The 13729-nt window shown below is 73.8% G+C and carries 14 protein-coding genes; 8 read left to right on the top strand and 6 right to left on the bottom strand.

Features of this window, described 5'->3' with window-relative positions; all coding sequences use genetic code 11:
* On the top strand, positions 1–831 hold an 831-nt coding region (locus tag CCS38_RS15375; protein WP_223733832.1), incomplete at its 5' end, for a CoA transferase.
* Between the two features lie 57 nt (positions 832–888).
* Positions 889–1482, top strand: a complete 594-nt coding sequence (locus CCS38_RS15370; RefSeq protein ID WP_223733831.1) for a GNAT family N-acetyltransferase — start codon at positions 889–891, stop codon at positions 1480–1482.
* A gap of 20 nt (positions 1483–1502) precedes the next feature.
* Here the strand turns inward: CCS38_RS15370 and CCS38_RS15365 are convergent, their stop codons facing one another.
* A complete protein-coding gene (locus CCS38_RS15365) occupies positions 1503–1838 on the bottom strand; it encodes a DUF6204 family protein (RefSeq protein ID WP_223733830.1) in 336 nt (111 codons plus the stop codon).
* Positions 1839–2046: 208 nt separating this feature from the next.
* On the opposite strand from CCS38_RS15365, the gene CCS38_RS15360 reads away from it, so the two are divergent.
* Positions 2047–4089 carry a DUF5107 domain-containing protein gene (locus CCS38_RS15360; RefSeq protein ID WP_223733829.1) on the top strand — a complete coding sequence of 681 codons (2043 nt, stop codon included), beginning with the start codon at positions 2047–2049 and terminating at the stop codon, positions 4087–4089.
* Positions 4090–4168: 79 nt separating this feature from the next.
* A complete protein-coding gene (locus CCS38_RS15355; RefSeq protein WP_223733828.1) occupies positions 4169–5092 on the top strand; it encodes an NADP-dependent oxidoreductase in 924 nt (307 codons plus the stop codon).
* Positions 5093–5130: 38 nt separating this feature from the next.
* On the opposite strand, the gene CCS38_RS15350 is transcribed toward CCS38_RS15355, so the two are convergent.
* The 4 genes from CCS38_RS15350 to CCS38_RS15335 form a co-directional block, all read right to left on the bottom strand.
* Complete coding sequence (locus tag CCS38_RS15350; RefSeq protein ID WP_223733827.1) at positions 5131–5484, bottom strand: VOC family protein; 354 nt, start codon at positions 5482–5484, stop codon at positions 5131–5133.
* A 75-nt stretch (positions 5485–5559) separates the two neighbouring features.
* The gene (locus tag CCS38_RS15345) at positions 5560–6375 is read right to left on the bottom strand and encodes a class I SAM-dependent methyltransferase (protein ID WP_223733826.1); all 816 of its coding nucleotides are present in this window, start codon (positions 6373–6375) and stop codon (positions 5560–5562) included.
* 134 nt (positions 6376–6509) lie between these two features.
* Positions 6510–7991 (bottom strand): bifunctional phosphatase PAP2/diacylglycerol kinase family protein, encoded by a 1482-nt coding sequence (locus CCS38_RS15340; protein ID WP_223733825.1) that lies wholly within the window; start codon positions 7989–7991, stop codon positions 6510–6512.
* 59 nt (positions 7992–8050) lie between these two features.
* Positions 8051–8485, bottom strand: coding sequence for a CBS domain-containing protein (locus CCS38_RS15335; RefSeq protein WP_223733824.1), 435 nt, complete (start codon positions 8483–8485; stop codon positions 8051–8053).
* Positions 8486–8601: 116 nt separating this feature from the next.
* Between CCS38_RS15335 and CCS38_RS15330 the strand changes: the two genes are divergently transcribed.
* Positions 8602–9060, top strand: a complete 459-nt coding sequence (locus CCS38_RS15330; RefSeq protein ID WP_223733823.1) for a GNAT family N-acetyltransferase — start codon at positions 8602–8604, stop codon at positions 9058–9060.
* 322 nt (positions 9061–9382) lie between these two features.
* Positions 9383–10351: a SigB/SigF/SigG family RNA polymerase sigma factor gene (locus CCS38_RS15325; RefSeq protein ID WP_223733822.1), complete on the top strand. Its 969-nt coding sequence runs from the start codon at positions 9383–9385 to the stop codon at positions 10349–10351.
* Positions 10352–10473: 122 nt separating this feature from the next.
* On the opposite strand, the gene CCS38_RS15320 is transcribed toward CCS38_RS15325, so the two are convergent.
* The gene (locus tag CCS38_RS15320; protein ID WP_223733821.1) at positions 10474–11709 is read right to left on the bottom strand and encodes a PAS domain-containing protein; all 1236 of its coding nucleotides are present in this window, start codon (positions 11707–11709) and stop codon (positions 10474–10476) included.
* Between the two features lie 380 nt (positions 11710–12089).
* Between CCS38_RS15320 and CCS38_RS15315 the strand changes: the two genes are divergently transcribed.
* Both CCS38_RS15315 and CCS38_RS15310 read left to right on the top strand, forming a co-directional pair.
* Positions 12090–12845: an ANTAR domain-containing response regulator gene (locus tag CCS38_RS15315; protein ID WP_223733820.1), complete on the top strand. Its 756-nt coding sequence runs from the start codon at positions 12090–12092 to the stop codon at positions 12843–12845.
* A 103-nt stretch (positions 12846–12948) separates the two neighbouring features.
* The coding region (locus CCS38_RS15310) for an aminotransferase class I/II-fold pyridoxal phosphate-dependent enzyme (RefSeq protein WP_223733819.1) at positions 12949–13729 on the top strand (781 nt) is incomplete at its 3' end.

The following is a 13729-nucleotide window of genomic DNA, read 5'->3' as shown; positions in this document are numbered from 1 at the left end:
CTCGGCGCCGCCACGCCGCCGGTCCGGCCGCCGGGCCTGGCCGGCGACCCGCTGCTGCCCGCCGCCGGGCTGCGCGTACTGGACCTGACGCGGGTGCTCGCCGGGCCGGTCGCCACCCGTACGCTCGCGCTGCTCGGCGCCGACGTGCTGCGCATCGACGCGCCCGGCCTGCCGGAGAGCCGGGACACGCACGGCGACACCGGCTTCGGAAAACGTTCCGCCGTACTGGATCTCGGCGCGCGGGCCGGGCGGGCGTCCTTCGAGGAGCTGCTGGCACTCGCCGACGTGGTCGTCACCGGCTACCGGCCGGGCGCCCTGGACCGCTTCGGGCTGGCCCCGGAAGCGCTCGCCGAGCGCCGCCCCGGCATCGTCGTCGCGCGGCTGTCCGCCTGGGGCGACTACGGCCCGTGGGGCGCCCGCCGCGGCTTCGACAGCCTCGTCCAGGCCGCCACCGGCATCGCCGTGACCGAGGCGGCGGCCGACGGCACCCCCGGCGTGCTGCCCGCCCAGGCGCTCGACCACGGCACCGGCTACCTGCTGGCCGCCGCCGTACTGCGGGCGCTCACCGAGCGGTCCCGTACGGGCGGCTCCCGGCTGGCGACGCTCGCCCTCACGCAGACCGCCGCGCTGCTCACCGACGTCCTGCCGCGGCGCGCCCCCGGCACCGACGGCGCCGCCGACGCGTTCGACCCGGAGACCCGGCTCGCCGACGCCGACAGCCCCATGGGCCGCCTGCGGCACGCCCTGCCGCCGGTCTCCTTCGCCGACGGGCCGCTCAACTGGGCGCGCCCGCCCGGCAATTGGGGCGGCGACGCGCCTGCGTGGTGGTGAGGACGCGGGCGCCCCGGGCACCCGGTACTCCATATGGCTGACCGATATCATCCGACGATGGCCGACGACCGACACCCCGCGCCCGCGTCCGTCGCCGCGGAGGAGCCCGACCCGTACCTCGCCCGCGGCCACCGCGTGGGCATCCGGCCGTTCCGGCCGGCGGACCGCGCGGAGTTCACCGCTCGGGCGCGGGAGAGCGCGGAGCTGCACCGGCCCTGGCTCTTCCCGCCCGCCGACGAGGCGTCCTACGACGCGTACTACCACCGGCTGCAGGACCCCTCGCGCGCGGGCTTCCTGATCTGCGAACTCCAGGACAGCGGCCGGATCGCGGGCTATCTCACGATCAACAACATCGTGCACGGCGCCTTCCGCTGCGGCGCGGCCGGCTATGGAGCGTTCGCGCACGCGGCGGGCCGCGGCCTGATGAGCGAGGGGCTCCAGCTGATCCTGCGGTACGCCTTCGGGCCGCTCCGCCTGCACCGTATCGAGGTCAACGTCCAGCCGGAGAACACCGCCTCGATCGCGCTCGCCCGCCGCAACGGCTTCCGCAAGGAGGGCTACTCGCCGGACTTCCTCTTCATCGACGGGGCCTGGCGGGATCACGAGCGCTGGGCCATCACCAGCGAGATGATGCCCCCGGAAGGCCCGTGATCCCCGCATGGCCCGTCCCCTCAGCGCCGTTTCCGGTTGACCTTCATCGTGTCCATGTCCGTGGCGGAGGAGCGCAGGTCGCGGTAGCCGTACCCGGCGGCGCGGAGCGCGTGCTCGGCCTTCTCCTCGGCGAGCGCTGCCGCCATCTCCTCGCCGTCCGCCGCGTCCGAGACGACGACGTACCGGTACGCGAAGGACGTCATCGAGGGGTCGCACGCGAGTGATCCCTCGGGCGTGAACTGCAGCTGCGCCAGGCCCTGTTCGTCGGCATCGGCCCGCAGCCGCGCCCGGGCCTCCTCGGTCAGCCCGTCCCACTTGCCGCGCACGATCACGCGGTAGGTGTGCTCGGTGGCCATCTCGTCCGTCCTCGCCTTCGTAGGAACCGCATCGATGCGTCATACGGTGTACGGGGCCAGCATCCATCATTCACCGGCGCCGTGTCGCGCGAATTCTTTTTGCGCAACCCTGACCGGAGGACGCCCTGTTCAGCACGGCCGGGAGCAGGTTCCATGGTCACCAGACGGCCGCCGCGACCGGGGCGGCCCGGTCCGACTGCGAGGCGCTGTGGCCACGAGTGTGCGACGCACCACCCTCTCCCTGCCCGCGGCGGCCCTCGGCCCCGACAACCCGCTGCCCGCGCTGGCCGGCCCCCGTGACGTGCACCGCATCACCGTCCCCGAGGACGCGGGCGTACCCGCCGACATGGCCCGGCAGCTCGCCTACCGGCCGCTGGACTCCCTGCTGCCCGTACGCCGCAGGGACGGTTACGGCCGCGACCGCACCCGCACCGACTTCGACGCGCTCGTGATCGAGAACGACCGGTTGCGCGCCACCGTCCTGCCGGACCTCGGCGGCCGCGTCCACTCGCTGCACCACAAGCCCACCGGACGCGAACTGCTCTACCGCAATCCCGTGTTCCAGCCCGCCGACTTCGCGCTCAACGGCGCGTGGTTCTCCGGCGGCATCGAATGGAACATCGGCGCTACCGGGCACACCACACTCTCCTGCGCCCCCGTGCACGCCGCGCGGGTGCCCGCTCCGGACGGCGGGGAGATGCTGCGCCTGTGGGAGTGGGAGCGCCTGCGCGACCTGCCCTTCCAGGTCGACCTCTGGCTCCCCGACGGATCCGATTTTCTGTATGTGGGCGTCCGCATACAGAATCCCCACCACCACACCGCGCCCGTCTACTGGTGGTCCAACATCGCCGTCCCCGAGGACGCGCGCACCCGCGTCCTCGCCCCCGCCGACGAAGCGTGGCACTTCGGGTACGAGCGCACGCTGCGCCGCGTCCCGGTCCCTGAGTCCGGCGGCGCCGACCGTACGTACCCGCTGCGCAGCGAGTACCCCGCCGACTACTTCTACGAGATCGCGCCCGGTGACCGCCCCTGGATCGCCTCCCTCGACGCCGACGGACACGGCCTCGTGCACACCTCCACCGACACCCTGCGCGGCCGCAAGCTGTTCCTGTGGGGCGCGGGCCGGGCCGGGCGGCACTGGCAGGAGTGGCTGACCGAGCCGGGCACCCCCGGGTACGCGGAGATCCAGGCCGGGCTGGCGCGTACTCAGCTGGAGCATGTACCCCTCGAAGGCGGGGCGGAGTTCGCATGGCTGGAGGCGTACGGGCCGCTGGCCACCGACCCGGAGAGGGTGCACGGGGCGGACTGGAGCGCGGCCCGTGGTGAGGTCGCGGACCGGCTGGAAGCGGCGCTGCCGCGCGCCGACGTGGCCGCCGCGTACGCCGCCTGGAGGCCGTATGCCGATCTCGAACCCAAGGAGCGGCTCGCCACCGGCTCGGGCTGGGGCGCGCTGGAGGTGGCCCGCGCCGGGTACGACCTGCCGGGCACGCCGTTCACCGAGGACACCCTGGGCGAGGAACAGCGGCCCTGGCTGGAGCTGCTGCGGACCGGCGACCTCCCGGACGCGCGCCCGGACGCGCGCCCGGACCGGCCGGGCGTACCGGGCGTACCGGGCGCCTCGCTGGTCGCCCCGCCCTGGCGCGACCTCCTGGAGTCCGCGCGCCCGAGCCCGTCGTCCGACTATCACCTGGGCGTCGCCCAGTGGCACGCGGGCGATCGCGCGCAGGCCGTCCGGAGCTGGGAACGCGCGCTCTCGCACGGCCGGAGCTGCTGGCCGCTGTACTGCCTGGCGGTCGCGGAGGCCGCGGCGGGCGAGACGGGCCGGGCGGCGCAGCGGTATGCCGAAGCGGTCGCGTGCGCGGGAGAGGGGGAGGAGGAGGTACGGCGCACCGTACTGCCCGCGCTCGCCCGGGAGGCGGTGCCGGCGCTGATCGCAGCAAGCCGCGCCGACGACGCGGCCGCCGTGCTCGCCCGGCTGCGCCCCTCGGACCGCGCACGTGGCCGCTTCCGGCTGCTGGCGGCGCAGGTCCTGCTCGCCCAGGGCGACGCGTCCGGCGCCCGCGCGGTCTTCGACGAGGGCTTCGAGGTCGCGGACCTCCGCGAGGGCGACGAGACCCTCAGCGACACCTGGTATGCGATCGCCGAACGGCTTGTCGCCGGCGACGGCCCGGTCACGGACGAGGTAAGCGCCCAGGCCCGCGCCGCCCATCCGCTCCCGGAGCGGTACGAGTACCGGATGCGCCCGGCCTGACTCCACGGCTCCCAAGCAGGGAGTCACTCGTACGAGCGACGAACGGAATGATCAGGCGGGGACATTCGTTCACCGCAACATGAAGGCAATCACCGCGAACAGCTACGGCGACCCCGACGTCCTCGAACTCACCGACCAGCCCGACCCCAAGGTGGCGCCCGACTCCGTCCTGATCCGGGTGAAGGCGGCCGGTGTCAATCCGGTCGACTGGAAGATCCTCGCCGGCTACCTCGACCCGATCATGCACGTGCACTTCCCGCTGATCCCCGGGTGGGACGTGTCCGGTGTCGTCGAGGCGGTCGGCATGGACGCGACGGAGTACGCCGTCGGGGACGAGGTGTTCGGATACGTGCGCAAGGACGAGGTCCAGCACGGCACCTTCGCCGAGCTGGTCGCGGCGCCGGTGCGCACCCTTGCGCGCAAGCCCGTGGCGCTGGACTGGAAGCAGGCGGCCGGTGTGCCGCTGGCCGGGCTCACGGCGTACCAGGCGCTGAAGCGGCTGGGCGTGGGCAGCGGCGACACCGTGCTGGTGCACGCGGCGGCGGGCGGCGTCGGCGCGTTCGCCGTGCAGATCGCCGCGGCCTGGGGCGCCCGCGTCATCGGCACGGCGAGCGAGCACAACCACGACTTCCTGCGCTCGCTGGGCGCCGAGCCGGTGACGTACGGGGACGGCCTCGCCGACCGGGTGCGCGCGCTGGCCCCCGAGGGCGTGGACGCGGCGGCGGACTTCGTCGGCGGCGAGGCGGTCGACGTCTCCCAGCAGGTGCTCAAGGACCCGAAGCGGGTGGCGTCGGTCGTCGACAACGAGGTCGTCGCCAAGGGCGGTCACCTGGTGTGGGTGCGGCCCGACAGCGCCGACCTCACCGCGCTCGCCGATCTCGCCGACGCCGGCAAGCTCACCGTCAACATCGACACGGCACTGCCGCTGGCCCAGGCCGCGGAGGCGTTCCGCCGCAGCCAGTCCGGCCGGGCCCGTGGCAAGATCGTGCTCGACGTGTCCTGAGCGCCCTGGTAAAACACCGACCTGAAGCTGAAGCCCCGTCAGGTGATCGCCACCCGGTCCACGTACTCGAAGATCGAGCCGTCCGGGTGGCGGGCCACCATGTTGCGCCCGGCGGCGCTGGCGAGCGGGCCCGCGATGACCTGCCCGCCCACTGCCTTCAGGTCGTCCACCGCCTGGTCCACGTTCGACACCGCGATCGTCGCGGTGATCTTGCGGAGTACGGACAGCTCCGCTTCGGGGCCGCTCATCAGGAAGAAGCAGCCGACCGCGGCGACGGACACGCCGCCGCGCTGAAAGCGCTGCGCCTGTGCGCCCGTCAGCCGTTCGTACACGGGAATCGCGGTGTCCAGGTCGTCGACGCACACCCGCAGGGAGGTACCGAGAATGTCCATGCGGAGGAGCCTAGTTGGCGCGGCCGTACAACGCGATCATCCGACGGAGCCGCAGGAACGACCTCCGGAAAGCCCTCACACGCGGCACAGGATTTCTCCGTGCAGCACGGCGAACCAGCCGTCCTCCTGGGCGCCCCACTCGCGCCAGGCGGCGCTGATCGCGTGCAGCTCCGCCTCGGTGGCGTGCCCGCCCTCGGTCGCCCGCTGTGCGTAGGTCGAGGCCAGCGTGCGGTCCGCCCACAGGCCGCTCCACCAGGCGCGTTCCTCGGGCGTCGAGTAGCACCACGCGCTCGCGGTCGACGTGACGGCCTCCGGGGCGAACCCCGCCGCCAGCGCCCAGGAACGCAGCCGCCGCCCGGCGTCCGGCTCGCCGCCGTTGGCGCGGGCCACCCGCTCGTACAGGTCGAGCCACTCGTCCATGCCGGAGACCGACGGATACCAGGTCATGGTGGCGTAGTCGCCGTCCCGCACCGCGACGACCCCGCCCGGCTTCGTGACCCGCCGCATCTCGCGCAGCGCCTGTACGGGGTCGCCGACGTGCTGCAGTACCTGGTGGGCGTGGACGACGCAGAAGGTGTCGTCCGGGTAGTCCAGTGCGTGGACGTCACCGACCGCGAAGTGGACATTCGTCAGGCCGCGGCCGTCCGCCACGGCCCGGGCCTGTTCCAGGACGCCCGGCGCGCGCTCCAGGCCGGTCACCGAGCCGTCCGGCACCAGCGCCGCCAGGTCGGCGGTGATGGTGCCGGGACCGCAGCCGATGTCCAGGATCTTCATGTGCGGCTTGAGCGAATCCAGCAGGTAGGCCGCGGAGTTGGCGGCTGTGCGCCAGGTGTGCGAGCGCAGTACGGACTCGTGGTGGCCGTGGGTGTAGACGGCGGACTCCTGCGACATGGCTGCTCCTTCGCATGCTCGATGCGGTCACGGCGCACTGCCGCGCCGTGATCCACACCGTACGCCGTCATCTCGAACTATGAGAGTCCCGTCTCAGGATGCGAGCACGCGCAGGCGGGCGGATTGCAGTGGAGTCACTCGGGGAGCAGCCGGTACACGACCAGCGCCTCATTCTCCTTGTCGATCGTCAACTCCTCGCCCGCTGCGGTGACTTCGCCGTCATAAGCAAGATCCGTACCGGGCGCCAGCCCGCCGATCCGCAGCGTCCGCAGCCGCGCCTCGCTCAATACGGGCGTATGCCGCAGCGCGCCCGTCAGCGCCGCGGTGAACAGCCGCGTGCGGGCCAGCCGGCCGCCGTGCACCATCCGTACGTCCAGCACGCCGTCCGCCAGATCGTGCCGCCGTACCGGGGTCGAGCCGAGCCCCCGGTAAGCGCAGTTGCCCACGAACAGCGTCCACAGCTCGCGCCGCCGGCCGTTGACCTCCACGGTCACCGGGGCGGCGGTGCGCAGCACCTGCCACGCGGCCAGCACCCCGGCCGGCCAGGCGCCGATCTTCCCGGCCCACTCCTCCCTGATGCGCACCAGCTCCGGGTAGGCCCCGATCGAAAAGGTGTTGAGGAAGTACGTCGGCTCCTGCTGCGGCCCCGTGCGGAACCGCGCGAGGTCCACCGCGACCGCCTCGCCGGTCTGCACCGCCCGGGCCGCCTCGGCCACGGTCTCCACGCCCAGGTCGTACGCGAAGTGGTTGTGCGTGCCGCCCGGCAGCACCGCGAGCGGTACGCCGTGCCGCACCGCGACCGCGGCCGCCGCGTTGATCGTGCCGTCGCCGCCCAGCACGCCGAGCGCCCCGCCGCGCTCGGCGGCCCGCTCGGCCGCGGCCTGCAGCGCCTTGCCCAGCGGCACCGCGCCCTGGTGACCGCACTCGGTCACCTCGGCCAGCGGCAGTACGTCATGGATGACATGGGTCTGGTCGCTGTGCGAGCCGGTGCGCTGGCCCGAGCCCTGGTTGGTGACGACGCACAGCCCGTCGCCGTCCGGCAGCGCGGGCGCGTCGGCGCGCGGCCGGGCGGGCGGCGCCATCTGCGCGCGGGTCGGCGCGAAGCCGCGTACCGCGAAGGCCGCGCCCGCGCCGAGGGCTGCGCCCGCCAGCACATCGCCCGGGTAGTGGACACCGGTGTAGATGCGGGAGAAGGCGACCGCGCCGGCGACCGGCGCCAGTGCCAGTCCCCACCACTTGTTCTCGAAGGCCACACCGGTCGCGAACGCCACGGCGGAGGCGGCGTGCCCCGAGGGGAAGGAGGTCGTGAAGGGCTGCCGGGTCAGCTGCCGTATCACCGGTACCGCGTCCAGGATCGGCCGGTCCCGGCGTACCGAGCGCTTGCCCAGGGTGTTCACCGTCAAGGACGCCACCGCCAGCGAGGCGACGCCGCGCAGCGCGGCCCGGCGTGCGGGCCGCCCGCCCAGCGCCGCCGCGCCCGCCGCCGTGCCCAGCCACAGCAGCCCGTGGTCGGCGGCGCGGCTCAGTTTGGGCAGCACCCGCTCGGCTCCGGGCCAGTGCCGGGTCGCGACCCCGTTGAACGTCTTGCGGTCCCACGTGCTCAGTACAGTGCGCATGAGCCACATGTACCCCAGTGGGACCACGGCAGACGGTAACGGGCCGTCCGCCGGACGGATCACCACCGACCCGGCGATCCGTCCGGCGCGGCCCGGCTGATGTCAGCCAGGGCCGAGTCGGGGTCCTGGTCCCGCGCCAGGTCACCGATGCTGACCATGCCCACCGGAGCGCCGTTCTGGACCACCGGCAGCCGTCGCACCGCGTTCCGGCGCAGCAGCGTCACCGCGTCCGATACCGGGTCTTCCGGTCCGACGGTGACCGGTTCCGGAGTGCATACGGAGTGGCACTGCACGCTGAACGGGTCCACTCCGTCCGCCACGGCGCGCAGCACGATATCCCGGTCGGTCACCACGCCCACCAGCTTGCCGTCCTCCGCCACCAGGACGTCTCCGATGTCGTGCGCGCGCATGAGCTGAGCCGCCTCCACCAGCGACGCATCGGGGTGGACGGCGGTGACGGCCGGCGTCATGACTTCCCGTACCAACTGTGCCATTGCCTGATCGCCTTCTTCCTTCTCCTGCTCTCACGGCCGGCCTCCTGCAGAGGGGAGTGCTGGCAGCAGTACCCAAGACGCCCCCGGCCATGCCCGTTGCGTGCTTCGATGGGCCGATGATCAGACCTCGCGGCGCGCGGGATATGCCCGCGTGCATACGTCTGCTGCGCGCGGTGCACCTGCACAGCGGCTATCCGTACGCCTGGCCGCCGGATCCGGCGGCGTGGCTGACTCCGGAGGGGCTGACCGGCGCCTGGGTCGCCGAGGACGCGGACGGCCGCGTCGCGGGCCACGCCGCGCTGTGCGGGGCCGAGGTGAACCGGCTCTACGTTGCGCCCGGGGCGCGCGGCCGGGGCCTGGGCGGCCGGCTGCTGCGCCGGGTGACCGAGGAGGCGGTGGCCGGCGGGCTGCGGCCCGTGCTGGCCGTCAACGCCACCGATACCGCCGCGATCGCCCTGTACGAACACCGGGGTTGGCGGCTCGTGCGCACCGAACGGCAGGACTGGGGCGGACCGGAGCCGGTCACCGTGCGGCACTACGAAGCGCCGCCGACCGGGCAGCGGACGGGGGGCTGAAAGCCGGCCCCGCCGGGTGGTGGAGCGTTCCGCGGGCGCAATCCGTACGAAGTGCGTGGTGTGCGCCGCGTGCGGGCGGTTACCTGGGCGCCGGGCACGGCCGGTCGGTGGCCCGTCCGGTCCGGGCGCGGGACCGCGCGGCCCGAACTGACTTGAGGGGCAACGGGTTTACTCAGGAGTCGGACGGGCACGCGACTAACCGTGCTTCGGACCGGAGGCACGCCCGTGGAAGTGTTGTCACACGAATCGCGGGCGCGCCTGCCTGGCCGCGCTTCCACGGGATCTGACGAACTCTGAGTCGACGGATCAGGGAGCCCAGACCATGCCCATGACATCCCAGGCCGAAGAACAGCACACCGCGATAGAACGCACACCCGAGCAGCGCGCCGCGCGCCGGCGGATCGACCAGGCACCGAGCCGGCCGCCCGGCAAACCCGTACGCCGCACCAAGCCGCGCAGGGTCACGTCGAGCAAGGCCCCGCCGGGCGGCGGCCGGGCACGGGCCCGCCATTCCCATCACGACGCCCCCGACACGGCCGCCGACTTCGAGCGGCTGTCCGCCCTCCCCGAAGGTCCCGAACGCGACGAGCTGCGCCGCCGCGTCGTCTGCGCCTGGCTGCCCATGTCCGAGCGGCTCGCGCTGCGCTTCCGCAACCGCGGCGAGTCCGCCGAGGACCTCCAGCAGGTCGCGGCGCTCGGCCTGGTGAAGGCCGTGGACCGGTACGACCCCGAGCGCGGCTGCGCGTTCGAGAGCTTCGCCGTGCCCACCATCGTGGGCGAGGTCAAGCGGCACTTCCGCGACCATATGTGGGGGCTCCACGTACCGCGCCGGGTGCAGGAACTGCGCAACCGCGTCCGCGCCGCGCGCCAGGAACTGACCCGCAGCGTGGACGACCGCGGTCCCACCCCCGAGGAGATCGCCGAGCACACCGGCATGTCCCTGGAAGAGGTACTGCTCGGCAGCCAGGCGCTGGAGAGCTTCACCACGCTGTCCCTGGACGCCGAACTGCCCGGCGCCGACGACGGTTACTCGCTCGCCGACACGCTCGGCGCCCCCGAGAACGGCTTCGACCTCGTCCTCGACCGTGAGGCGGTCAAGCCCAAGCTGCGCAATCTGCCGGAGCGCGAGCGGGAGATCCTCTACATGAGGTTCTTCTGCGACATGACCCAGAGCCGGATAGCCGACCGGCTCGGCATCTCCCAGATGCATGTCTCGCGGATCATCAGCCGGACCTGCCGCCGCCTCGCCGACCAGGTCGGCGGCCGTCAGGAGAGCCGCGCCACCACCTGACGCGGCCCCCTGACGCCGGATCCGGACTGCCGGACCGCCGGACTGACGGAGCCGAACCGCCGGAACCGAAAGGACCCGGCGCCCGTGCCGTTCTCACCTGCTCTCGCGGCCGGGCGCCGTCCTCAGGACCGGGTGTCGCGCAGCGCCAGCGCCAGGTGCCGCGACACCCGGTCCACGACACCGGCCTCCGCGAGGCTGAACGCCCGCCGGGCCCCCGTACGGAAGAGCGTGAGCACGCCCCGTACGGGGCCGCCCGCTTCCCGCAGCGGCACGCACAGCAGGGAGGTGACCGAGGCGCGTACCAGCAGCGGTGCCCCCTGCGCGTCGTGGCCGAAGTCCGCCACGTCGTCGGGCCGCACCTGGAGGGCGGAGCTGCCCGTGCGGGCCGCGTCCTCGGCGAGCGGACACTGCGCGGGGTCCTGTCCGGCGAGCGCCGCGGTGAGGTCCTCGCTGTCGTCCGGGCCGAGGACCAGCGTGCGGCGGAGGGCACCGGACCCGTCCGGCCCGCCGCCCTCCACCGGCGTCGTCTCGTCGAGCACCACCCAGTCGGCGAACCGGCCGCTCAGCTCCCGCAGGGCCCGCTCCACCGCGGCCGGGGGCCCGTCCGCCTTCACTGCCACGCCGGCCGGCTGCCCGGAGAGCAGCGCGGTGGCCGTGTCGTCGAGGAGGTCCATCAGCTCGGCGCCCTGCTTCGCCTCCGCGAGGTGCGCGCGCTGTCCCCCGTGGTCCCCCTGCTGTTCATCCCCCAGCCAAATCCCGTTAATTGATGGTATTTCGTGCGAAGGGAACGCGCCGCCCCCGGTGTGGAAAACCGTGAGGACGGCCGTGCCCGGCTCCCCCGGCGGCCGCAGCGCCGTCATCGTCACGCGCAGCGGCTCGCCGGGCCCGTCGGGCGTACGGAGCAGCCGGACGACCATGCTGCGGTCGCCTTCGTTACGGGCCACGGCGGCGACCTGCGACCGAAAGGCCGCACGGATCTCGGGCGCCATCGAACCGGTGAGCGGACGCCCCGTGGCGTACCCCGCGCGCATCCCGAAAAGGATCGTCCCGGCGAAGTTCAGCCGCCGCACGACCGTGTCCGGATCCAACAGCGCGACCACGCACGGCGTCCGCTGGAACAGCGCCCGCAGCAGCTGCTGTTCCTCCGTCCCCGCCCGCGAGCCGTTGTTGCGGCCGGCAGTCGCCAGCCCCTCGTACCGCGGCAGCAGTACGTCGACGACGTGCTGCAGCTCGAAAAGGGCAGCGTCCAGCATCGGCTGCTGCTCCTGCGACGGCAGCGCCCGGGCGCTCCGCAATTCCTCCACGCGCTTGCGGAAATCCGTGAGATCTCCGCCCGCTGACTGCTCTACCCCGGCCATGTCCACACCGTATCCGGACCGGCCGGTACCGGTCCCGCCCGGAACCCATCACGTCCGGAAGAGCCCCATGACGTCCGGAATGGAGGGAGATCGCGGACGCGGAACGGGAGGCGCGAGTAGGGTGTGGAGACACAAGTGGGGACCGGGGCGGATGTACTCGCCGGGGCGCCAGGGGCCCCCGGGCCGGGCCCCGGAAACCGGCTCCCGAACGACGGGATACCGGCGTTTTCCGCGCCCGCCCGCCGGGCATCCGACTCCCTACGGGCCGGGCCTCCGACATATGCGGCCGGCCGCGGCGGTACCTCCGCTGAGCTGCACCGCCGCACCGCCGGCCCGGAGCACCGACCGAGGACCGACAAGGACCGAGGGACTGACAAGCAATGGCGACCCACACCCTCTGCCCGGTGGACGAATCCGGCGACGCGCGGGGTTCGTCCGCCCGGAGCCTGGTGAACCTCGCGGATGTTGCCGCGAAGTGCACCCCGGACAGCTGCGGCGCCACCGCGACCGTGACCACCGGCGAAGCGGCCGCCGACCCGCCCGCCGCCGTCACCCATCCCGACCTGACCTCGCTGGTCAGCGTCCAGTGGGAGTCCGGCGAAGGGCCCATCCAGGCCGCCCTGACCTCCGGACGCCCCGTCACCTCCGACGACCTGCTGCACGACGACCGGTGGCCCGCGTACCGCACCGAGGCGCTGGAGGCCGGCGTACGCTCCAGCACGACGCTGCCGTACCTGCGCGACGGACTGGCCGTCACCGTCACCGTCTACAGCTTCCGCCCCGGCCTCACCGCGGACCCCGGCGACTGCGCGGCCGCCGCGCTCGGCGACCTCGCCGCCACCGGCCTGGCCCGCGACCGGCACTACCGCCGGGCGCTGGCTGAGGTCGGCCGGCTGGACGCCGCGCTCCGCGCCCGCCCGATCGTCGACCAGGCGTGCGGAATCATGATGTACGTACTGCGCTGCGACGCCGACGAGGCGTTCGGCATGCTGCGCCGGCTCTCCCAGCACACCAACCGCAAGCTCCACGACCTCGCCACCGCCGTCGTCGAGACCCGCGGCCGCGGCCTGGAGCGGGAGCTGCGCGACCTGCGCGAGGAGAACGGCGGGCGCGGACGGGAGGCCCGCGGCGCCTAGTGGTGACGTGTCGTCCCGCGCGGCACCTCCGTGATCTGCAAGGGTGGTCGGGGCCCGGCACCGCGCGGGCCCCGACCACCTGCCGTGGACAGTGGAGGTACGGATGCAGCCGAGCGCCCTGGAGCCGCACCCGGATCCGGACCCGCCCATGGGCCTGCCCGTCCTCCCGGAGCTGGCCGCGCACCTCGCCGCGGCGGCCGACCGCACCGACCCCGAACCGCCCGGCGGTTCCCTGGCCCTGCGCGCCACCGCCTGCGGCTACTTCGAGCGCCGCGGCCTGGCGACCGCCGCCGAACGCGTACTGGCCGGGCCCGGCGCGCCCGCCCTGCTGCTCGCGCTGCTCGCCGCGACCGGCGGCGACGTCGTACTGCCCCGCCCGTGCGCCGCGTGGTACGCCCCGCAGGCCCGGCTGCTGGGCCGCGCCGTGCACCCGGCTCCGGTACCGGCCGAGTCCGGGGGAGTACCGGACCCCTTCACGCTCCTGGAGACGGTGCACCGCGCCCGGGAACGCGGCGGCGACCCGCGGGTACTGCTGGTGTCCGTCGCCGACGACCCCACCGGCACCTGCCCGCCGCCCGAGCAGCTGCACGAGGTGTGCGAGGTGGCGGCCGGCGAGGGACTGTGGATCATCAGCGACGAGACCCGCCGCGACCTGCTGCACGACCCGCACGACACGGTGGTGCTCAGCCCCGCCGAGATGCTGCCCGGCAGCGTCGTCGTCCTCGCCGACCTGCGGGCCACGCTCGTACCGGCCTCCTGGCCCGCCGCGCTCGCCCGCTTCCCCGCCACCGACCCCGGCGAAGTACTGCGCGCCGCCGCGCTCGACGCGCTGACCGGCCTCGCCACCCCGCTGCCGGGCAGCATCTCGGCGGGGCTGAGCACCA

This window comes from Streptomyces purpurogeneiscleroticus, from assembly GCF_020024005.1.
Lineage (GTDB): Bacteria > Actinomycetota > Actinomycetes > Streptomycetales > Streptomycetaceae > Streptomyces > Streptomyces purpurogeneiscleroticus.
Note: the sequence above shows the minus strand (reverse complement) of the source record. Positions and strands in the feature narration are given on the sequence as shown.